This is a genomic window from Heyndrickxia sp. MSNUG, from assembly GCF_049532715.1.
Lineage (GTDB): Bacteria > Bacillota > Bacilli > Bacillales > Cytobacillaceae > Mesobacillus.
In genome coordinates this window covers 1,051,666-1,072,327 of record NZ_CP150978.1, presented here as the reverse complement: position 1 = coordinate 1,072,327, position 20,662 = coordinate 1,051,666, and the positions used below count along the sequence as shown (strand labels likewise).

The following is a 20,662-nucleotide window of genomic DNA, read 5'->3' as shown; positions in this document are numbered from 1 at the left end:
CTGTCAATTAGAAAACAGCTCTTCCATTTGCTTGCGGAGCATGAACTTCTGGATTTTTCCGCTCGCATTGCGCGGCAGAGCCTCAACGAATATATATTTCCTAGGACGTTTGTAATTGGCCAGGCTGTCGCTGTTCTTGCACCATTCGTCAAGCTGCTCCTCCGTGACCTGAGGATCTTTTTTTACAACAAAGGCAGTGACGCTTTCACCCCACCGGTCATCCGGCTGACCTACTATCGCCACGTCAAGGACGCCTTCATGCGCATGAAGGACATCCTCGACCTCCCGCGGATAAATGTTTTCTCCGCCGCTTATAATCATGTCATCTACCCTGTCTTTGACCCATAAATAACCTTCTTCATCCAGGTAACCGATATCGCCAGAATGATACCAGCCTTTATACATCGCTTTTTCCGAAGCCTCTTCACGGTTAAAATAGCCTGTCATCATGCAAGGGCCCTGGACAATGATTTCACCGCTTTCTCCTCGAGGCAGGATATCATCTGGATCTGAAGGACCATCTTCATTTGGCCTGACGATCCTGATTTCATGGTTTAAACAAGCCTGCCCTGCTGCACCTGCCTTGGAAAGCTGTTCATCTTCAGAAAGGAAGGTAATTGCCGGTCCCATTTCTGTCATTCCGTATGCCTGAACCAGCTTAATTCCCAGTTTGTCATGGCAGGCATGGACAAGCGATGGCGCCATTGGGGCTGCACCGTATAGGCCGAGCTTCAAACTTTCGATATTATAGTCCTCCAGTTTTTCCTGGAGGAGCATATTCCACATCGTTGGCGCAGCAAAGAATTTTGTCACTTTTTCAGAATCAATCAATTCAAGCACTTTTTTCGGTGCAAATTGATGGAGGATCACATTGCTCCCGCCGACATGAACCCTTGGAAGGAATGCGCAGTGCAGCTCGGCGCAATGGAACATGGGCGCAGTCACGAGACCAACATCCCTCGCCCCCAATTTAGTTGAACCAATCACAAGGAGGCTTTGTTCCACCATATTCCGGTGCTTGTGCATGACCCCCTTTGGCCTGCCTGTCGTCCCGCTTGTGTACATGATTGCATACAAGTCATTTTCATTTACTTCAATATCAACCGGCTGTGGTTCCGCAGACTGCACTTTCTCATGGTAGCTCGCCGCATACTCGGGCGTTTCGGCATCAATGAACCAGAAAGCAATATGAGGGAAGCGATTTTCAATCGAAGCAATAACCGGTTCCACTGCTTTTTCAAAAAGAACGACCTTTGGAGCAGCATCGTTCAGGATGTAAGCAACCTCTTCACCCATCAGCCGGAAATTGATAGGATTAAAGACTGCGCCTATTTTTGCACAGGCAAAGAAGGCTGTACCCAGCTCCTCAGTATTGAAAAGGAAGGTGGATACTCGATCACCTTTTTTCACCCCTTCATTTAAAAGGGCATTCGCAAGCCGGTTTACTTCATCGTTCCATTGACTGTAAGTAAAGCGGACATTTTTGCGGGTATCATAGAGGGCTTCCTTGTTCGGGAATTTCATTACGGTCAGGTCAAAAATTTTGCCGATCGTCGTGCTCATTTTCATTCCTCCTGGTAAAATGTCGTTTTTTTGCTTTACTGTGCATTAGCCGGGTGTATGCTGCTGGAGATACTCTATGAAACTATTACTAGGTGACTGAAGACAATCGATTATGAAACGACTTTAGGTATGCTTTAATCCAGCCTTTCAATAATCGTGGCGTTCGCCATCCCATGGCCTTCACACATCGTCTGCAGCCCATAGCGGCCACCTGTTCTTTCCAGTTCGTGCATCATGGAGATCATGAGGCGTCCGCCGCTTGCTCCTAACGGATGTCCTAGTGCAATTGCTCCTCCATTCGGATTCAGCTTGGCTGGATCCGCACCCGTTTCCTTAAGCCATGCCATCGGTACTGGAGCAAAAGCTTCATTCACTTCAAAAACATCAATATCCTCAAGCTTAAGCCCGGCTTTTTGCAAAGCTTTTTCCGTTGCTGGAATAGGCCCTGTCAGCATCAAGGTCGGATCAGAGCCGACAACCACTCTTGTATGTACCTTGAAGCGCGGTTTCACTCCTAACTCTTCCGCCTTTTCACGACTCATCAGCAGGAGTACTGCAGCACCGTCACTGATTTGGCTCGAGTTTCCTGCATGGATGACCCCATCTTCTTTAAATACCGTCTTCAAGCCTCCGAGAACCTCGGGTGTCGTGCCTTCACGCGGGCCTGAATCTTCGGTCATCATGGTTTTTTCACCATTCTCAAGGGTGACCTCAAACGGCATGATTTCTTTTTTAAAATAACCTTCTGCCTGTGCCTTCAGGGCTCGTCTGTGACTTTCAGCTGAGAACTCGTCAAGCTCTGTGCGGGTAAATCCATATTTCTCGGCGATTCTCTCCGCAGACAGCCCCTGATGGATAATTTCGTAGCGCTCCTTCAGTTTTGGGCTGAAAGGAACCGCATCCTGATAATTCGATCCCATCGGCACTCTGGACATATTCTCCACACCGCCGGCGATGGCGACATCCATGTCACCTGCCAGGATTGCCTGTGCTGCAAAGTGGACAGCCTGCTGGCTCGATCCGCACTGACGATCAATTGTCGTACCCGGCACTTCAATCGGGAAGCCAGCAATCAATGCTGCCACCCTTGCAATATCACCTGCCTGCTCGCCTGCCTGTGTAACGCAGCCAAGAATCACATCTTCAACAAGCGAAGCATCAATGCCCGCTCGTTTGACGACCTCCTTCAGTACTTCTGCAGCCAGGTCATCCGGACGGATATCCTTCAACAATCCTTTTCTTCTGCCAACTGGGGTTCGAACACCTTCTACAATTACAACTTCACGCATATATGAATCTTCCTTTCTGCTCGTCGATATCTGTTTTTTAGGTTTTGGCGACTTAGGTGATTTCAATGAACCTTTTTGGAACATCCTTGAGCCGGTTTAGGCTATTTCAGTGTTCCAATTAATGTTATTGGAAAATCACGGAAGGGTTTTTCGCTCTCATAGTGTTCCAATGGACCCTATTGGAACATCACGGAAGGGTTCTTGACTCTCTCAGTGTTCCAATGGACCCTATTGGAACATCACGGAAGGGTTTTGGACTCTCTCAGTGTTCCAATGGACCCTATTGGAACATCACGGAAGGGTTCTTGACTCTCTCAGTGTTCCAATGCAGCCTATTGGAACATCACTGAAGGGTTTTGGACTCTCTCAGTGTTCCAATGGACCCTATTGGAACATCTCTCAAGGGTTTTTAACTCCCCCGCTGTTCCAATGGACCCTTTTGGAACATCACTAAAGGGTTTTTGACTCTCTCAGTGTTCCAATGGGCCCTATTGGAACATCACTGAAGGGTTTGGACTCTCTCAGTGTTCTAATGGATCTTATTGAGAGGTTTTTGGCTCTCGAATTGTTCTAATGTTCTGTTTATACTTTCCCGGCCTATAACCCCAAATTCTTCGCAATGATCGTCTTCATGATTTCATTCGTCCCTGCATAAATGCTTGCTACTGGAATATCGCGGAACCTTCTGGCAATCTCGTATTCTTCCATATAGCCGTAGCCGCCATGAAGCTGCATGCATTCAGCCGCGATTTTTCGTGCGCTGTCGGTCAGCTTCCATTTTGCCATCGACACTTTAGTTACGACATCTTTTCCTTCGATATGCTCGGCGATCAACTGGTCTAGGAAGGCCCGGCTCATTTCTATTTCAGTTGCCATTTCGACGATTTTAAATTGGGTGTTTTGGAATTTGCTCACCGGCTTGCCGAAAGCTTCACGGCTTTTCACGTATTCAATCGTCTGCTTCAGCATCACCTCGGACGCGGTCTGAGCGGCAATTGCCACAAGCAGGCGCTCCTGCTGCAGTTTTTCCATCAAGTAGAGAAAGCCTTTGCCCTCTTCACCAAGCAGGTTTTCCTTTGGCACCCGGCAGTCTTCAAAAATTAGTTCAGCTGTGTCCTGGCAATGCAGCCCTACTTTATTCAGCTTTCTTCCCCGTGAAAAACCAGGTGTATCACGTTCGACCACAAGCAGGCTCACACCCTTATGCTTCGGGTTTGCTTTCGGATCGGTTTTACAGGCGACTACAATCAGATCTGACTGGATTCCATTTGTAATAAATGTTTTTTGGCCGTTTAAAATGTAGTGGTCGCCATCAAGGATGGCCGTAGTCTGGATATTTGCCAGATCCGACCCTGTGCCTGGCTCCGTCATCGCGATTGCTGTAATGATTTCACCTGTTGTGCATTTAGGCAGCCATCGTTTTTTTTGTTCTTCCGTACCGAAAGCGGTAATGTAAGGAACGACGATATCATTATGAAGGCCCACGCCCACAAGCCCCGAGCCCACCCGCTCCAGCTCTTCATTGATGACGACTGCGAATCCCCAGTCAACCTCGCTCCCGCCATACTGCTCATCAATATCCGGGCAAAGATAACCTTGTTCCCCCATTTTCGTCCAGAAGGAGCGCGGAATCATCCTGTCCTCCTCCCACTGTTCGTAAAATGGATATGCTTCCTTCTCTAAAAACTTCCTTAGTGACTTTCGAAAAATTTCGTGGTCATCCGTTAAATAAGGGTGTTTCATTCTTTATCTCTCCCCTTTCGTTCATTTACTGCTGCTTTACTTCATTTAATTTATAGCGCAGCTGGTACTTTAGTATTTTTCCAGAAGCATTCCTTGGCAGTGCTTCCTCAATAAATATCCTTCTAGGAACCTTGTAGCCTGCTAGTTTTTGACGGCAGAAGCTCTTCAGTTCCTGTTCATCCACAGCCGCACCTTGTTTCGGCACAATTACTGCACAGACAGCTTCTCCCCAAACTTCATCCGGGAGCCCGATAATCGCTGCTTCCAATACGCCAGGGTGTTCATAAAGAACCTCCTCAACCTCGATAGAATACACATTTTCACCGCCGGAAATAATCATGTCTTTTTTCCGGTCGACAAGCGTTATGAAGCCTTCTTCATCAATCGTTGCCAGATCTCCCGTATAAAGCCAGCCCTCTTTAATTGTTTTTGCAGTCTCCTCTGGCTTCTTGTAATATTCCTTCATGATGGATTCGCCCTTGATGATAAATTCACCGACTGCACCTGGCTTGATCTCCTTGCCTTCTTCATTGACGACTCTGGCTTCAGTCAGGAATGCTGCCTTTCCGCCTTTTCCAAAATGATTTTTATGTCCTTCGGGATTCAGCAGGATTCCGCCTGGACCAGCCTCGGTCAAGCCGCATAGATTATAGAACTGGTCTGTACGGAACAACTCAATGCTTTTTCGTACTAGCTCAGGTGCCATCGGTGCAGCGCCATATCCACATCTTTTTATCGAAGAAAGGTCATAATCGGCAGCATTCGGTACCTGCAGCATAAAGTTATACATTGCAGGGACTCCGAAGAAATGGGTGATCTTATGCTCCTGAATTGCCTCTAGCGTTTTCACCGGATGGAAATCACGATGGATAATATGCGTTGCCCCAAGTACGACTCCTGATATAAGAAACAGATTAAGCTGAGCTGAATGGAACAGCGGTGCGATATGAAGGATTCGTTCCTCCTGGTTGATGCCCATGCTGATCATCATCGTCAGCCCTACATTGAAGACTCGCTTATGGTCAAAAAGGGCTCCCTTCGGTTTTCCGGTTGTTCCTGATGTATATAAAATTTCAAGATCGTCATGATCGTTGACTTCGATTGGCGGATTTTCCGAACTGACAGCCAATACTCCCTCATATGAGTGATGACCTACTGTGGTTGGAGTTCCGGTCGTGATCACATGGACGATGCACGTTCCTTCTCTTGCTGAAGTGATCGTGTCCTCGAATTCTTCGTCACAGATAACAAGCACCGTTTCAGACTGCTCGAGAATATAATGAACTTCTGATGACGTCAGGCGGAAATTTACTGGTACGATTACAGCGCCAATTTTAGCCGCTGCAAAAAAGGCAAACACAAACTTGTCAGAGTTCTTCATCATTAAAGCGACCTTTTCGCCTTTGCGAATCCCAAGACCGAGCAGCCCGTGCGCCAGTTTATTTACTTCTTCATTAAACTGCTTGTACGTATACTTTCTGCCTTCACACTCGATTGCAAGCTTTTCTGGCGTTTTCCTTGCATTTTGCGCTAAATATGACCCAATATCCATACAGAATTTCCCCCTAGATAAAATTGGCGTATAAATTGAAAGCGTATCCAATTTTATATATGCAATAATTATGCCAATTTTCCAAAAACATTAAAGGCGATCATATTAAGGAATCTTCAGGTAGATGAAGTATGCAGGTGTCCGGAAAATGGACACCTGCTTCGGACACTGTTATTTAAATATGCTGGTGATTCTATTTCTTATCTTGTTGATTCCAAATATAGTAGACGGTCCAAAAAATAATCGGGATAAATAATAGAATATAAGGCCAGAAACGCGAAGGTAACACGGACATTAATCCAATGCCACCGAGCAGGAATGGAGGCATCAAGGTATGATATTTTTTATCCCATTGCACTTAAAATCACCCTAAACTGACAGCTGGTATTTTTTTATTTTTTCATATAGTCCAGACCGGCTGATCCCGAGCAGCCTGGCTGCCTGTGCCTTATTGCCGTTCGCCTGGGTTAACGCCTTTCTGATAGCGCCAAGTTCCGCGTCTTCTGCAAGGCTTACCCTTGGCAAAGCAGGTTCTGCCACTTGAGAAATTAAGTAGTCAGGAAGATCCTCCGCCTGGATTTTCCCATGCTCAGCAAAGGTCATTGCCCGCTCGAGCACGTTTCTAAGCTCACGGACATTTCCCGGCCATTCGTACTGAAGCAATGCTTTCATAGCCTGTGACGAAATTCCGGTTATGCTTGTGCCAAGCATTGAATTCAATTCCTTCATTAAATTGGTGGTCAAATGCTCCACATCATGGACACGATTTCGCAGCGGCGGAATGTTCAGGGAGATGACGTTCAGCCTGTAATACAAGTCCTCCCGAAATTCCCCTGCTTTCACCATTTCCTCGAGGTTCCGATTCGTCGCTGCGACGATTCTAACATCCACTTTAATACGGGCATTCCCGCCAACACGGTAAAATTCGCGCTCCTGCAGAACTCTTAATAATTTTGCCTGGAGAGCCAGTGACATATCGCCAATTTCATCAAGAAACAATGTGCCGCCGTTAGCAAGGTCGAACTTCCCGATTTTGCCGCGCTGCTTCGCCCCAGTAAAAGCACCTTCCTCATAGCCGAAGAACTCAGATTCAAGCAAATCCTCAGGGATTGCCGCACAGTTCACGACGACAAACTTCCCATCGCTTCTGGCACTGCTATTATGGATGGCATGCGCGAACAACTCCTTCCCTGTCCCGCTCTCTCCCCTAATCAGTACGGTTGATCTGCCTTTCGCTGCTTTTGCAGCACTTTTCTTCAATTTTTCCATATAAGGGTCTTCACTGAAAATATGCTCCCAAGTGAATCTAGCTGATTCCGATTTTTGCAGCTGCTGATGGTAAAAGCTCGCCTTGCTTTCCGCCTTTTGCAGCCTTTTGAACATCTCGCTCACTTCATTTAACTGGCGGAACATCACCTTTCCAATTGCTCCGATGACCCGTCCATCCTTCTTGATCGGGATTCGGTGAACGATATATTTAATCCCTTTCAATTCATGAAAATCACTGACTTCCGCTGTTTCTGTTTTGAACACATTGCCGAGCTTGAGCTGAGGAAGCACGAGATCGACTGCCTGATTTAAGACATCCGTTTTCTCCAGGCTGAAAAGCTCCAGCATCGGCGGGCTTACCATCGTGATGATATTCCTTTCATCTGTCATAAGGATTCCATCGTAGGCATGCTCTAGGGTAGTCTCGATGGTCAGCTTCAATTTTTTGACGGTTTGAAGCTCTTCAGCCATTAGTTCAATTTCGGAAATATCCTGGAATAAAACAATTTTTCCTTGCCCGTGGTTAACCGTCTCATATGCTGAAATATGCATAATGGATTTGTATTTTTCATAATGATGGTGAACATTGTTTTCAATGGGCAGACCTGGGAACATGTCTTCAAGGCACTGGGTTTGAATCGACTCTACTGGACGGCCGCAAATTTTCGAAAGAGCTTCATTGGCATATATGATCCGCAGGTTTTCGTCTGTCATCAACACACCCATATTGGAATTCTTTAAAATCGTTTCCAGCTGCTCCTTCAATGTGTTTGCGGATTTCAGCAGCGACTGTACCATTTCCGTTTTGGTGAGCAATCCGATTACCTTATTATTCTCATCAAGGACAACCCCTGTACCAACCTTGCTCGTTTTTACAATTTGTTCAATTTGCTGATAGGGAGTATCGATCCGTATTGAGCGAGCGTCCTTTTTTATATATTCTTTTATCTGTGACTCCAGGGGATTCCCGTCTAGAATCATTTGATACAGCCCGCTCCTCGTAAAAATACCATGGAGGTTCTGATGATGATCCGTGACCGGCAGCAGATTCCATTTATTTTGTTTAATGATTTCCATTGCCTCTCCTAATGTGGTTTCTTCCGTAATCGTACAATCGACCGGAGTTACGATATCTCTGAATTCAATCATCTTATTCTCCCCCCTTAACGCTGGCTTCTCTATTTAAATTTTTGAAAATTCAATCTGATATATCCATTATAAAGGTTACGGATTGCAAGGTACACTTTGGAGGCTGAATTTTTATCTATTTCTAAGGTTACTTTTTAACAAAAATAGACTCTTTCCTTTTTCAGAAAAGAGTCTTAATCTCATTTATTTTGGCTGCATCCTGATTGCACCATCGAGGCGGATTGTTTCACCATTTAACATAGGGTTGGTAATGATGCTTTCGGCGAGATGTGCGTATTCCTCAGGATAACCTAGCCGCTGAGGGAACGGTACCATTTTTCCGAGAGAATCTCTTGCCTCCGCAGGCAGGGAATCGAACATTGGGGTATGAAATAAACCTGGCGCAATGGTCATCACACGGATTCCAAAAGCAGCTAACTCCCTGGCAATCGGCAATGTCATTCCTACAACTCCGCCCTTTGAGGCACTATAAGCTGCCTGGCCGATTTGGCCATCAAAAGCGGCCACAGAAGCCGTATTGATGATGACACCTCTTTCGCCTATTTCATTCGGCTCGTTATTCGTCATTTGTTCGGATGCAAGGCGGATGACATTGAACGTGCCAATCAGGTTGATTGAAATCACCTTAGAAAACATGTCCAAGGAATGGACTCCCTTGCGTGACAGCAGCTTAGCCGCAATCCCAATACCTGCGCAGTTCACCACCGTATTAATGGAACCGAAGGAATCAATGGCCTTGCTGACAGCGTTTGAGACATCTTGTTCACTCGATACATCTGTTTTTACAAAAACGGCACTTTCGCCTAATTCTTCAACAAGCTTTTGTCCCCTTTCCTCCGATAAATCCAGGATTGCCGCCTTGCCGCCCTGCTTGATGATGTTTCTTACAGTTGCTTCACCCAGTCCTGACGCTCCGCCAGAAACGATTGCTTTTACTTCACTCATTTTCATTCCGCATAACCTCCACTTTAATAAAATTACTAATTTTATATAAAGCAAGAATCATGCCAATAGCATTGTGCCTGTATAATAAGGGGCTTTTTTTAAAAAGTGTCCAGATTCCGGACAGATTCAGGAGGAAATTGTACATTTTTCTGTTGTTGAATAAAAATCACCAGTTGAGATTACGACATGCTTTCCTCTATAAAACTTTTTCACTTGTTGTATTGTTTTTTATTTGTTTTGGAGACTTTTTTACTTGTTCAGGACATTTTTTCACTTGTTTAAAGCCTTTTTTCAGATAGTGAATTTTATAATCTTGTACAATTGGATGGTTGGATCACCATTTGGAAAAGTTTTTTCAACGGTTGAGACAGTTTTTCACCGGTTGGATTGATTTTTTCTACGGTTGGAATAATTTTTTCTACGGTTGAAACGGTTTTATCGCCGGTTGGGATTATTTTATCTACGGTTGAACCTATATCACAACAACTACCTGCATTAAACAACAAAAAAATGCAGAGCATCCGCCCTGCATTCATTCAATCAATCTATTAAGCTGCTTTTCGCTTTGCCCTGCTTTTGAGCATTAATTCCTCTAGTGCTCCGGACCCGAAAATAACGCCTGAAACGATGAAGACGAGACCAAGCAAATGTGAGGATGTAATGTGTTCGCCAAGGAAAATTGCCGCGAATATAATCGAAAGAAATGTATTTAAATTAAGGAAAATAGACGCTTCAGCTGGCCCCGTTATCCCAATCGCGTAATTGTAGAGCATGTGCCCAACCGCTGTTGCAAAAATGGCTGATGCGAAGAACACACTCCATAATCCAATTGTGCCGTTGCCAATATGCGATAACCCTCCTGGTTCCTTCCAGAGCCCGATGAAAAATAACAGAATCGAACCGAACACAAGCATATATCCAGTTAACAGGCGTGGATCCAGTGTTCTTGCTGCCTTCGATATAATGATGAAACTGATGGCCTGCGACAGAATCGAAAGGAATACATAAAAATCACCTAAAGACATCCCTGATAAACCTGTGCCTCCGGCGAGCACTGTCAATGAAACACCAATCCCTCCGAAGATAAAACCAAGTGCCCGTACATGAGTCAGCTTTTTACCAAGGAAAAGAATGGCCATGAGGGCAGTCAGCAATGGACCGAGGCCAAGAATGAGGCCGCCATTAACAGCTGATGTCTCTTTAAGGCCGAGTCCCAGGAACAAGTGGTGCCCCGTAACATTCAACATGCCGCCGCCAATTATATAAATCAATTCCTTCCTGGAAGGAAGTCTGACTTTTTTTAAGAAAAAGAGAATGATAAATACAGTTATTCCGGCTGTGAAGACACGCAGTGATGTGATCGTGATTGGCGGAAAATTTCCGACAATTACCTTAAGGGCCGTTACGTTCATTCCCCATAAAAACATGATTCCCGTAAGAATCAGATAGATTTTTAGATTTTTCATGGTGCATCCTTCTTTCGTTTAAACGGTTAAAGCATAAAGTTCATTTTACTACTTTTTTACAAAAGGGCAAGAGAAATTGAATCGTTCTAGACCCCAAATCAGACCTTTTCAAATGAAACTAACTAAAATGTTATTTACAGGTAGTCTGAGACTTCCTGCTTTTCTTTGTTAAAAGTGCCAAAAAACAAGGTAGTTTGTCTCAGGTCGTTTTCCCTCTTCTCTTCCGTCCTACTAGGTGAAAAGAAGGGTTTATTTTTATATTCAACAAAAACCGACAAAAAAAGGTTTAAAATTCAGAATGCTATTCATGAATAATCCCATTTTGAAAGGAGGTGAAAGGATGCACTTCCGAAAATTGATTATTACTGGATTTATTGCTGGCACGGCTATATTTTTACCAGACCTTGCTTTTGCTGAAAAAGCTCCAGATACAGATAAGCGAGAACAACATGCGTCTGTCATACAGGAAACGTTACCAGTCCAGGCTGAAAAGGCTAAAGCGGCTGAAAAGATTACAGCAAAACCTGATGTAAAAAAACCGCAGACTGAACGGAAGCCTGTAATAGAAAAGCCTGTTCAGGCAAAGGATGTTGTCAAACCTCCTCAGGCTCATCAGTCAACTGGAAAAGCCAATGCCTCTTTAAATAGAAGCGAGAAGGCTGCCAAGAAGCTCTTGCCGACTAATGTTTCTGGACAAAAGCGAGGCTTAGTGAAAAATATATCAAAGCCTAAGCCCAGCAATACGGAAGACAAAAAAGCTGCTGTGAAATCCATACATATTGAAAATGAAGTTGTGAGAGAAAAAAAACTTCAATCACCCGGATTGAAGGATAAGGTGGAATCTTCTCAGGATATTGCCAAAAAGCCGGTATCGAATATGAAACCTGCTGCTAATGCAAGTGTGCAAACATCTCCAATAAAAAGAGATGAACCTGTTTCCTCTGAAAATGAGAGGTATCCAAAACAAGATAACCTGCCTAATCCTCCATCACGTACGAAGACTTCAGGGGGGCCTTCAAGTGACCGGACAAGTAATGGAAGTACCAGCACAAGCTTTTTTGATAAGTGGTTCGTATGGAATCAAGATTTTAATCTGATTCTTACCCAGCCATTTTCATCCCGAGCTTCTATTTTTAGAAGCCAGTGGGTCAATGCCCCTCCATCACCGCCACCGATTGCAGCTCCTGTTTTTTTACCGTATACCGACGCTATTTGCCACGGATAACGATATTAAAAAGGGAGCGAATTATTAAAATGAATAATTATATGAATGGAACTAAAGTTGTTAAATCTTTTATGTTAGCTGGAGTATTGTCTATTGGAGTCTTGACAGGAGGGCACTTTACCCAAGCTGCTGGACCAGAAAAAGTGAAACTAGAACAATCTCACTCCGTTAAACCAGTGCAAGTGAAAACTGTAAACACGAAGAAAGCTGCCGTAAAAGTAACTCCTGCAGTTCCTGCGAAGCCTGCTGTAAAGGCTCAGCCAAAAGCAGAACCTAAGCTTGAGACGAAAGAAAAAGCAGTAAAATCACAGGCGAGCGTACATGCAAGTGAAACAGCTAAAAAACATGCTGCACCAAATGCAGCTGTTCACGCACCAGTCAAGCAAACACCTGCTGAAGAAACACCTGCTGAAGAAACAACTACTGAAGAAGTTGTAGTTCAAGAACCAGTTGTCGAAGATGTAGTGGAAGTTGAACCAGTTGCAACAGAGGAAGTAGCTGCTGAAACTGAATCTAAAGAAACAGCTGACATTGAAGATGACGCAAAAGCTAAGAAAGATGAAGATGAAGATCTTGATCCAGCTGCTGATATGAAAAAGGAAGATGACGAAGAAACAGAAGATGATTCTGATTTTAAAGACATCGATCTTGAGAAAGACGCAACTGTAAAAACTGAAGATGAAGATGAAGATGAAAATGACTCTGATTCTAAGGACATCGATCTTGAGAAAGACGCGACTGTGAAAACTGAAGATGAAGATGAAAATGACTCTGATTCTAAGGACATCAATCTTGATTCAGATGCAACTGTAAAAACTGAAGATGATGATGCTGTAACTACAGAAGAAGAAACTGATGAAGAAAAAGTAAATCCTTCTGCTGCTAACAAAATCAATTCTCAAGGTTACGAGAATTCAAGCGAAAACGCTAAGTTGCACGTTGCTGCTAACTCTGCTGTTCTTGCTGTAGAAGCTTCTGAAGATGCTACTACTGAAGACGTTGTGACTGATGAAGATACTACTGAAGATGTTTTGACTGATGAAGATACTACTGAAGATGTTGCGACTGACGAAGATGCTACTGAAGAAGTCGTGACTGATGAAGATGTTACTGAAGACGTTGTGACTGACGAAGACGCTTCTGAAGACGTTGTGACTGATGAAGACGCTTCTGAAGAAGAAAAAGTAAATCCTTCTGCTGCTAACAAAATCAATTCTCAAGGTTACGAGAATTCAAGCGAAAACGCTAAGTTGCACGCTGCTGCTAACTCTGCTGTTCTTGCTGTAGAAGTTTCTGAAGAAACTCCTGCTGATGAAGTAACTGACGAAGTTGTATCTGAAGAAGATGCTACTGAAGATGTTGCAACTGATGAAGTTGCTAATGAAGACGTTGTAACTGATGAAGTTGCTAATGAAGACGTTGTAACTGATGAAGTTGCTGCTGACGACGTTGTAACTGATGAAGATACTACTGAAGATGTTGTGACTGATGAAGTTGCTTCTGAAGAAGAAACAAAAGTATCTCCTTCTATTGCGAACAAAATGAAGTCTAAAGCTTACCACGCAAGTGCAAATGCTAAAGCGAACGCTAATGAACACTCCGCTGTTCATTATTCTGTAGAAGTTTCCGAAGAAGAAGCTACTGATGAAATGACTGAAGAGGTTGTTGCTGATGAAACTGCTTCTGAAGAAGTTGTTGCTGATGAAACTGTTACTGACGAAGTGACTGAAGAAGTTGCTGTTGATGAAACTGTTGCTGACGAAACTGCTTCTGATGTAGTTACCGATGAAGTTACTGCTGACGAAACTGCTTCTGAAGAAGTGACTGTTGAAGAAACTACTACTGAAGAAGAAGCTAAATTAAACACTTCTGCTGCTAATAAAGCTGAGGCTAAAGCGAGTGTTAATGCAAGTGAAGTTGCCAAACAAGTTGCTGCTTTGATTTCTGCTGTACTTGCTGGCGATGTTTCTGAAGAAGCTCCTGCTGATGATGTTGTTGCTGATGAAACTGCTTCTGAAGAAGTAACTGATGAAGTTGCTGTTGAAGAAACTACTACTGAAGAAGCAACAAAAGTAAACACTTCTGCTGCTAATAAAGCTGAGGCTAAAGCTAGTGTTAATGCAAGTGAAGTTGCTAAACAAGTTGCTGCTTTGATCTCTGCTGTAATTGCTGGTGAAGTTTCTGAAGAAGCTCCTGCTGAAGATATTATTGAAGAAGTAATCATTGAAGCAGAAACAAAATAATTGAGTTTTTTTTAATAAGAAAAGGACTTTCACAATTTGTGAAAGTCCTTTTTTTCGGCCATTAGTGAACTAGATTCCCTGTCGTTTGCGGGTTATCCATTAACCAATTATTTTCCTCATTTGCAACAATTAACTCATTGATTTCATATGTATTATAATATTTTTCTTTTACAAATGGGTCGCTTTCTACAAGACTAATCGCTTCTTCTATGTCCTCGCAGATCAGAATCAGCATGCCCTGTTCATTATTTTTAAATGGACCGGCAATCATCAATTTACCCTCCCGGCTTAAATGCCGAAGATGTTCGATGTGCAGGTTCAACAGATTGGCATCAAGCTGCCCTGTTCGTTTCTCCTTTAGAATAACTACAAACTTATCCATATATAGAACCCCAATTTCAATAAGATTTACAGTTCATTATACCATTTACCAATATATCTCATCAGGAATGAAAAATTTCTTTGTTAAAACTACGCTTATATGGGTAAATACATTTTAAGGAGTATTTTTTAAGGAGGCATTTAATTTATGATTCTTGTCTATATCAGCATCGCTGTCATTGTGGCTTCCTTGGCCTATCTGGGATTTGTTGCATTTAAAACCTTTAAAGCGGCGAAACCTTCAATTGAAAGCCTACAGGAAACAGCGACCAAGATGCAGGTTAAAACAAATGCAATCAAGCATGAAACCGATAAACTTACGATTCATCAGCAACAGCTAATGTCAGATTTTGAAGAAAAGAAAAAAGCGGTCAACACCGTCGTTTTTTCGGTAAAACAAACACCTGTTGTCTTCAAGAATGCACTTGTGGCCAAGCCAGTCGCTGCTCTTGAACGTCAGTATAAAGTAAGACAATGGAAACGCAATCGTAAAAATAGAATGGCGCAAACACAATCTTAAACAGGGCTCTCCGCCCTGTTTTTTTATTTCTCCCCACTAAGTGACTATCTTCCCATTTAAAATCTCTTGGTTCATTCCTTAAATAATCGAATCCAACTATTTATAAGACTTTCTAGAGCTTCGTAATTTTAGGTATTTCGTACGATTGTCGAAATAATAATTAATTATTATTATGTATAAATATACAATATTAATTATACGGAGGAATACATAAATGAAACATAAAAAACTCATTTCTGGGGTAATGACAGCAAGTCTGCTCGCTGCTTCCCCATGGACTCCTGCTCTGGCGGAATCTTTTAATTGGAAAAATGTAAATGTGAATGAAGAACAAGATGGAAGTCTGTTCAACAGTGAAAACTATGACTTTATGAAATTCTCGGAAATTGGCGTAAAGCTTGCGGAGCTAGAGAAGCAATCAAACCGAATCAAGGTTGAGGTAAAGGGCCAATCATCTACTGGACAACCTTTGTATGTCGTCACGATTGCAGCGCCAGATTCTCAGGGCAAGTTTGGCAAAATCCAGTCTTTAAGAAAACAAATGTTCAAGAATCCTGGAAAAGCTCAGGAGTGGATTCAAAATAATCCTGACTTCAAGGTTCCGGTCATGATTAATGGTTCAATCCACGGAACAGAGTTTGTCGGCAGTGACGCAGTGATGCAGCTGATCGAGCGTTTTGCCCTTGAAAATGATGATAAGACAAAAGAAATCTTGGAAAACAACATCTTAATTTTCAATGTGGTTCAGAACCCTGATGGTCGTATTAATGCTACTCGTTTTAATGGAGAAGGCATTGACTTGAATCGTGACTTCATCACGCAATCGCAGCCAGAAACGCAGGAAACTGTCGCGTTAATCAAGGAATGGAACCCAATGGTCTTCCTTGATACCCATGGCTATGTTAAAGGTTATGCACCAAATAAGCAGGGGTTGATTGAGCCTTGTACACCTCCACATAATCCAAACTATGAATATGATCTTTACAATAAATGGGCCTCTAAACAGGCAGAGGCAATGGAAGCTCAAATCATGTCAAACAAGAACAAATTTACTGGCAGCCTCTATCAGTCAATGGAGGGAGTCTATGTCCCTCAGCGTGATGACGCAGCAGGCTGGGATGATTACCCGCCAATTTTCACGCCGATGTACGCTATGTACCATGGAGCATATGGCCATACGCTAGAGGCACCTACCAATGACCTTGACGGTGTTCAGTGGATGTACGATGCAATCATGGGTGCACTTCAATATGCAACTGATAACAAGCAGGACATGATTACCGACCAAATCGAAATGTTCAAGCGCGGAATTAATTTTGACCATCCGTTCCATGATGAGGGTTTCTTCCCTTCAGCTTATGTACTGCCTGTAGATTCTGAAGATCCAACTGTCACTCAAAAAGCGATTGCCCACCTTCAGAAAAACGACATTGAGGTTGTTCAGGCTTCAAAATCCTTCACTGCTGACGGAAAGTCCTATCCAAAAGGAACATATGTCGTGAAAATGGACCAGGCTAAGGCAGGTCTGGCTAATACAATGCTTTGGGATGGCGAAGATATCTCCGAAGACACACCTTATATGTATGACATTTCAGCATGGAGCTTGCCAGAGCTTTGGGGATTCGAAGCGATTGCTGTGGAAGATGAGTTCAATATGACCGCTGCAAAAGTGAATCAGGTACAAAGCCAGGGGTCAATAACTGGAAAAGGTCCATTCTTGATTCCAAATAGCTCTGTAAAGGCTGTAAATCTTGTGAATACATTGCTTCAGCAGGGCATCACTGTAAAAAGGGATACTGCAGGCAATTTTTATACTGAAGCTTCTGCAAATGTGATTTCTGCTGCTGTAAAACAGTCCGGACTTCAGATTGGAACGGCAAAGGTACCTGCAGATACAGTGGACGTTTCTGACGTAAAGGTCGCCATCTTAAAAGACGGCGGAATGGGTAAAGTTCAGTCACATTCAGGAACAAAACTCGCTCTTAAGCGTCTCGGATTTAACGTTAGTGAAGTGACTCCTGCTGAAGTTGCTGAAAAAAGCTTAGCTGGATTCGATGTGTTTGTTTACAGTGGTACAGAAAACCTGATTTCGACTACCCTATCAACAGCAAATAAGGAATTCGGTTTCCAAAACCCAGCTCAGCTCGATCAATTTAAAGCAAATCTTGAATCCTTCTTGAAGGTTGGCGGCAAATATATCGCTGTTGGTGCCGGGGCTTCTAGAGCAACAAAAACACTTGGTCTGACGGATGATCAGATTAACGTCGGCGGTTCCAACAGCAACGGAATTGTAACGGTTGATTATCAAGGTTCCGGAGTAACAGCAGGTTACAGCCAGAATGATATCGGCTTCGTTTACCGCCCAGTTTGGTATACCAACACTGATAATGATCAAGTTGCTGCAACCTTTGAAGATAGCTCAGACTTCTTTGTTGCAGGTCATTGGAGAGAAGACGCGAAAAAAGGTGAAGCACACGGCAAAGCAGTAATCGTGAAAGAAAAGGATAAAGATGTCACGATGATCGGTCTAGAAGCAGGCTTCCGCGATCATACAGACTATCTGTTCCGACTTCTTTCCAACAGCATTTTTGAAAAATAAGCATTGAAAAAGCATCGGGAAACATCCCGATGCTTTTTTTACAGGAATCTTCTATAGATAAAGTCCAGCCAAAAAGATACCCAGTGCTTTTTCATAAATCTCATCAAACTGGGATATTGGCAGCGGATTGATTCCAGAACCCAGTTCCACGGTGAAGCCTGGGCGGCGCCAATCCTGGATGAACCAGTCTTTATAGCCTGCATAGCTCTCAATTGTCTTCACTGGCTTGTAGCCGCTTACTCGTGCGAATTCATTGGCCATTGCTTCGGATTCAGGCGGCTCAAGGTTATCAAAGCCCCAATAAATCTCTTCTCCCTGGGTATGGAAAGCAATGACACGTGAAAAATCACGCCTTCTTGTCAGCTCTGCCATTCCAATTGCTTCGGGTTCGGTCAATGGTCGCTCACCGCCATAATCCCTTGGACCTGGCTGTTTTGGGTTGCGTGCTCTTTCAAGCTCCCATTTTGCCGGGAACTGGTCGTTCAAATCGACGCCGCGGATATTCGCCTTCCAGCCTGTAAAATCCCTGCTTCCTTTATTAAACTCGACAACCCTATCATTCCACGGCTCCTCTTCAGGCGGACCATTCAAAACCAGATTCACGCCATCAGGATTAACCATAGGCACAATCGACAGAGTTGTTTGGTTATAGAAGTTTGCCATGGACAGCCCACGGATCGAAGTTTTATTCGTTACGGCAAGCAGGTAATCGTTTAAAAAAGTCATGATAATCGGAGTCGTGATCCATTCATTCGCATGGAATGAAGCATTATAATGCACTCTTTTGCTCCCTTTGCCTATTAACGCTTCCGGTATCTTTTTCCCTAAAACGGAATTTCCTATGGACGGCAGCTGCATAAATGGATAGACACTCTGCAAGCGATTCAAGTCATTCGTAAGTGCAGCATAATCATAATTTTTCTTTCCCTGGACAATCCTCCAGGTAATCCGCAGAGGAATCTTGATCATCTGTCCAATATACAACCCGTTTGGATTGATATTCCGGTTTGCCAGCAGCAAAGCATCGACCTGCAGCTTCCTGTTCTGTGCAATTGCCCATAATGTATCCCCTGCCCTGATTCTGTAATCCACTGCAGCATAGCCGGGAATTCTAACCTTCTGTCCAGCCATTAGTGCATTAGGGTCCAAATCGCGGTTAGAATCTATGATCAGCTGAAGAGAGACATTAAAAACATTGCTGTAGTACCAAAAGGAATCTCCCCTTCTCACATATATATCCATAGCGCTCCTCCTGTCCTTACTAAAGGTTGCATCTATATATATGTATGTGACTACTTTTCAAAACTGGCAGGAATATTTAAGAAACATGTTATTTAATGAAGCATTTTACAAAATATTTGCTTATACCCTAATCTTTTAATCCAGTCAAAAAAGCTTTGACAGCCTGCTTATAACTTTCGTCTAAATCCAGCGATAGACCAAAGCCACCTTTCTGTTCAAGGGAAGCAAAACCATGCATAATGCTTCTTAACCCTCTGACAGCATGAATAGCAGAATCCTCCTTTAATTTAAATGGCTCGATGGTCGAAACGACCAGGTCAACAATTTTCTTTCCTGCGTAATAAACTTCTGTATCAGCAGGATCCGGTGCAGATAAAGCCGACTCGTACAAACCAGGATTTGTTCTTGCAAAAGAAAGATAGGATTCACTGATCGCCAGCACAGCCTCCTCTCCAGGATGCTTGCCTGTTGCCGCTGTGGCTAATCCACGGTAAAGCTTCTCTAATGAAAAAATCGCCAGCTCTCTTTTGATTCCCGGAAGTCCCTCAAAGTGGTTATATAATGAAGGAGGTTTTATCCTTAGCTTTTTCGCAAGCAAAGCAAGGGTAACGTTCTCGCTTCCAAATTCATTTGCCAGCTCAGCTGCCGCCATGATAATTTCGGTTTTATCCAGAGCTACTTTCGGTCTTGGTGACATGTTCTTTCTCTCCTTTTATTTGGATAAAATCGCCATGGCTTTCTTGATCGCTTTTTCTAGCTGTTCAGCAGGAGATCGAAGCAATTCCCCATGCCCCACTGCAAGCAAGCTCGGTTTTAGTCCTTGTATGATTCTGGCGCTTTCCAGCGCTGCTTCTTTGTTCCAAGTTGCCATTGCCGGGAATGGAAACCACGGAACAGTTATGCCTGACACGGCCGTTCCTCCTCTAGTCTGGAAGGCATCACCCGCAATTACTGCATTCGTCCTTACATCAAGGAATGACATGGATCCAGGTGTATGACCAGGAGTTAAAAAGGCGGTTAACGACCCAATTTTATCGCCATCTAGTAAAAATGTATCCGGTTTCGTTTTAATATTCTTAGGTATTCCCCCGCGAATTGGCAGCTGTGGTTCTGAAGGATCCAATGATGTATCTCCAGCTAGCAGGCGAGAATCTCTATTTGAAATATAAACAGGTACTTGCAGCTTTTCTTTCAATTTATCAAGCGCACCAATATGGTCACCATGTGCGTGAGTCAGAACTATTCTTGTGATTGGCTTCCCAATTTCCTTTGCAGCCTGCAATATAGGTTCTGCACTATTAGACAATGCCGCGTCAATCAAAGTCAAACCATCCTCTTCTTCGATAAAATAACAATTCACTGGAAACAGTTTTGGCATAAACGTCAGTTGATATAAAAAACCTTCTTTTATCATTCTCATGAATAGATCCTCCATTTAACTAATATCGTTAGTTTTATTGTAACTAATGATATTAG

General features: G+C 43.4%; 15 protein-coding genes. 4 read left to right on the top strand and 11 right to left on the bottom strand.

What is annotated here, in order from left to right; all coding sequences use genetic code 11:
• Positions 1-3: 3 nt before the first annotated feature.
• The 7 genes from AABM38_RS05265 to AABM38_RS05235 all read right to left on the bottom strand — a co-directional run bounded on the left by AABM38_RS05265 (position 4) and on the right by AABM38_RS05235 (position 10,976).
• Complete coding sequence (locus tag AABM38_RS05265; protein ID WP_423409462.1) at positions 4-1,563, bottom strand: fatty acid--CoA ligase; 1,560 nt, start codon at positions 1,561-1,563, stop codon at positions 4-6.
• A 134-nt stretch (positions 1,564-1,697) separates the two neighbouring features.
• Positions 1,698-2,852: a thiolase family protein gene (locus AABM38_RS05260; RefSeq protein WP_423409461.1), complete on the bottom strand. Its 1,155-nt coding sequence runs from the start codon at positions 2,850-2,852 to the stop codon at positions 1,698-1,700.
• Between the two features lie 597 nt (positions 2,853-3,449).
• Positions 3,450-4,595: an acyl-CoA dehydrogenase family protein gene (locus AABM38_RS05255; RefSeq protein ID WP_423409460.1), complete on the bottom strand. Its 1,146-nt coding sequence runs from the start codon at positions 4,593-4,595 to the stop codon at positions 3,450-3,452.
• A 25-nt stretch (positions 4,596-4,620) separates the two neighbouring features.
• Positions 4,621-6,147, bottom strand: coding sequence for a long-chain-fatty-acid--CoA ligase (locus tag AABM38_RS05250; RefSeq protein ID WP_423409459.1), 1,527 nt, complete (start codon positions 6,145-6,147; stop codon positions 4,621-4,623).
• A 369-nt stretch (positions 6,148-6,516) separates the two neighbouring features.
• Entirely contained in the window at positions 6,517-8,565 is a 2,049-nt protein-coding gene (locus AABM38_RS05245; RefSeq protein WP_423409458.1) for a sigma 54-interacting transcriptional regulator, read from the bottom strand.
• 183 nt (positions 8,566-8,748) lie between these two features.
• Positions 8,749-9,516, bottom strand: coding sequence for a 3-hydroxyacyl-CoA dehydrogenase (locus AABM38_RS05240; RefSeq protein WP_423409457.1), 768 nt, complete (start codon positions 9,514-9,516; stop codon positions 8,749-8,751).
• A gap of 542 nt (positions 9,517-10,058) precedes the next feature.
• Positions 10,059-10,976, bottom strand: a complete 918-nt coding sequence (locus tag AABM38_RS05235) for a DMT family transporter (protein ID WP_423409456.1) — start codon at positions 10,974-10,976, stop codon at positions 10,059-10,061.
• A gap of 340 nt (positions 10,977-11,316) precedes the next feature.
• Between AABM38_RS05235 and AABM38_RS05230 the strand changes: the two genes are divergently transcribed.
• Both AABM38_RS05230 and AABM38_RS05225 read left to right on the top strand, forming a co-directional pair.
• Positions 11,317-12,201 carry a hypothetical protein gene (locus AABM38_RS05230; protein ID WP_423409455.1) on the top strand — a complete coding sequence of 295 codons (885 nt, stop codon included), beginning with the start codon at positions 11,317-11,319 and terminating at the stop codon, positions 12,199-12,201.
• Between the two features lie 29 nt (positions 12,202-12,230).
• Entirely contained in the window at positions 12,231-14,444 is a 2,214-nt protein-coding gene (locus AABM38_RS05225) for a hypothetical protein (protein WP_423409454.1), read from the top strand.
• 61 nt (positions 14,445-14,505) lie between these two features.
• Here AABM38_RS05225 and AABM38_RS05220 read toward each other — a convergent pair whose 3' ends face one another.
• Complete coding sequence (locus AABM38_RS05220) at positions 14,506-14,826, bottom strand: YciI family protein (protein WP_423409453.1); 321 nt, start codon at positions 14,824-14,826, stop codon at positions 14,506-14,508.
• A gap of 147 nt (positions 14,827-14,973) precedes the next feature.
• Here AABM38_RS05220 and AABM38_RS05215 point away from each other — a divergent pair, with 147 nt between their 5' ends.
• Both AABM38_RS05215 and AABM38_RS05210 read left to right on the top strand, forming a co-directional pair.
• On the top strand, positions 14,974-15,345 hold the full coding sequence (locus tag AABM38_RS05215; protein WP_423409452.1) for a DUF948 domain-containing protein: 372 nt from the start codon (positions 14,974-14,976) through the stop codon (positions 15,343-15,345).
• A 214-nt stretch (positions 15,346-15,559) separates the two neighbouring features.
• Entirely contained in the window at positions 15,560-17,944 is a 2,385-nt protein-coding gene (locus AABM38_RS05210) for a M14 family zinc carboxypeptidase (RefSeq protein WP_423409451.1), read from the top strand.
• A 51-nt stretch (positions 17,945-17,995) separates the two neighbouring features.
• Here AABM38_RS05210 and AABM38_RS05205 read toward each other — a convergent pair whose 3' ends face one another.
• The 3 genes from AABM38_RS05205 to AABM38_RS05195 form a co-directional block, all read right to left on the bottom strand.
• A complete protein-coding gene (locus AABM38_RS05205) occupies positions 17,996-19,186 on the bottom strand; it encodes a M14 family metallopeptidase (RefSeq protein WP_423409450.1) in 1,191 nt (396 codons plus the stop codon).
• Positions 19,187-19,313: 127 nt separating this feature from the next.
• On the bottom strand, positions 19,314-19,883 hold the full coding sequence (locus AABM38_RS05200; protein ID WP_423409449.1) for a TetR/AcrR family transcriptional regulator: 570 nt from the start codon (positions 19,881-19,883) through the stop codon (positions 19,314-19,316).
• Between the two features lie 15 nt (positions 19,884-19,898).
• Complete coding sequence (locus AABM38_RS05195) at positions 19,899-20,606, bottom strand: MBL fold metallo-hydrolase (protein ID WP_423409448.1); 708 nt, start codon at positions 20,604-20,606, stop codon at positions 19,899-19,901.
• Positions 20,607-20,662 lie beyond the last annotated feature (56 nt).

Bases quoted from the DNA above. Each gene is read 5' to 3' on its own strand.
- AABM38_RS05200 (WP_423409449.1), bottom strand. From the start codon at position 19,883: ATGTCACCAAGACCGAAAGTAGCTCTGGATAAAACCGAAATTATCATG.
- AABM38_RS05195 (WP_423409448.1), bottom strand. From the start codon at position 20,606: ATGAGAATGATAAAAGAAGGTTTTTTATATCAACTGACGTTTATGCCA.
- AABM38_RS05230 (WP_423409455.1), top strand. From the start codon at position 11,317: ATGCACTTCCGAAAATTGATTATTACTGGATTTATTGCTGGCACGGCT.
- AABM38_RS05220 (WP_423409453.1), bottom strand. From the start codon at position 14,826: ATGGATAAGTTTGTAGTTATTCTAAAGGAGAAACGAACAGGGCAGCTT.
- AABM38_RS05240 (WP_423409457.1), bottom strand. From the start codon at position 9,516: ATGAAAATGAGTGAAGTAAAAGCAATCGTTTCTGGCGGAGCGTCAGGA.
- AABM38_RS05215 (WP_423409452.1), top strand. From the start codon at position 14,974: ATGATTCTTGTCTATATCAGCATCGCTGTCATTGTGGCTTCCTTGGCC.
- AABM38_RS05245 (WP_423409458.1), bottom strand. From the start codon at position 8,565: ATGATTGAATTCAGAGATATCGTAACTCCGGTCGATTGTACGATTACG.
- AABM38_RS05265 (WP_423409462.1), bottom strand. From the start codon at position 1,563: ATGAGCACGACGATCGGCAAAATTTTTGACCTGACCGTAATGAAATTC.
- AABM38_RS05225 (WP_423409454.1), top strand. From the start codon at position 12,231: ATGAATAATTATATGAATGGAACTAAAGTTGTTAAATCTTTTATGTTA.
- AABM38_RS05250 (WP_423409459.1), bottom strand. From the start codon at position 6,147: ATGGATATTGGGTCATATTTAGCGCAAAATGCAAGGAAAACGCCAGAA.
- AABM38_RS05255 (WP_423409460.1), bottom strand. From the start codon at position 4,595: ATGAAACACCCTTATTTAACGGATGACCACGAAATTTTTCGAAAGTCA.
- AABM38_RS05260 (WP_423409461.1), bottom strand. From the start codon at position 2,852: ATGCGTGAAGTTGTAATTGTAGAAGGTGTTCGAACCCCAGTTGGCAGA.
- AABM38_RS05210 (WP_423409451.1), top strand. From the start codon at position 15,560: ATGAAACATAAAAAACTCATTTCTGGGGTAATGACAGCAAGTCTGCTC.
- AABM38_RS05235 (WP_423409456.1), bottom strand. From the start codon at position 10,976: ATGAAAAATCTAAAAATCTATCTGATTCTTACGGGAATCATGTTTTTA.
- AABM38_RS05205 (WP_423409450.1), bottom strand. From the start codon at position 19,186: ATGGATATATATGTGAGAAGGGGAGATTCCTTTTGGTACTACAGCAAT.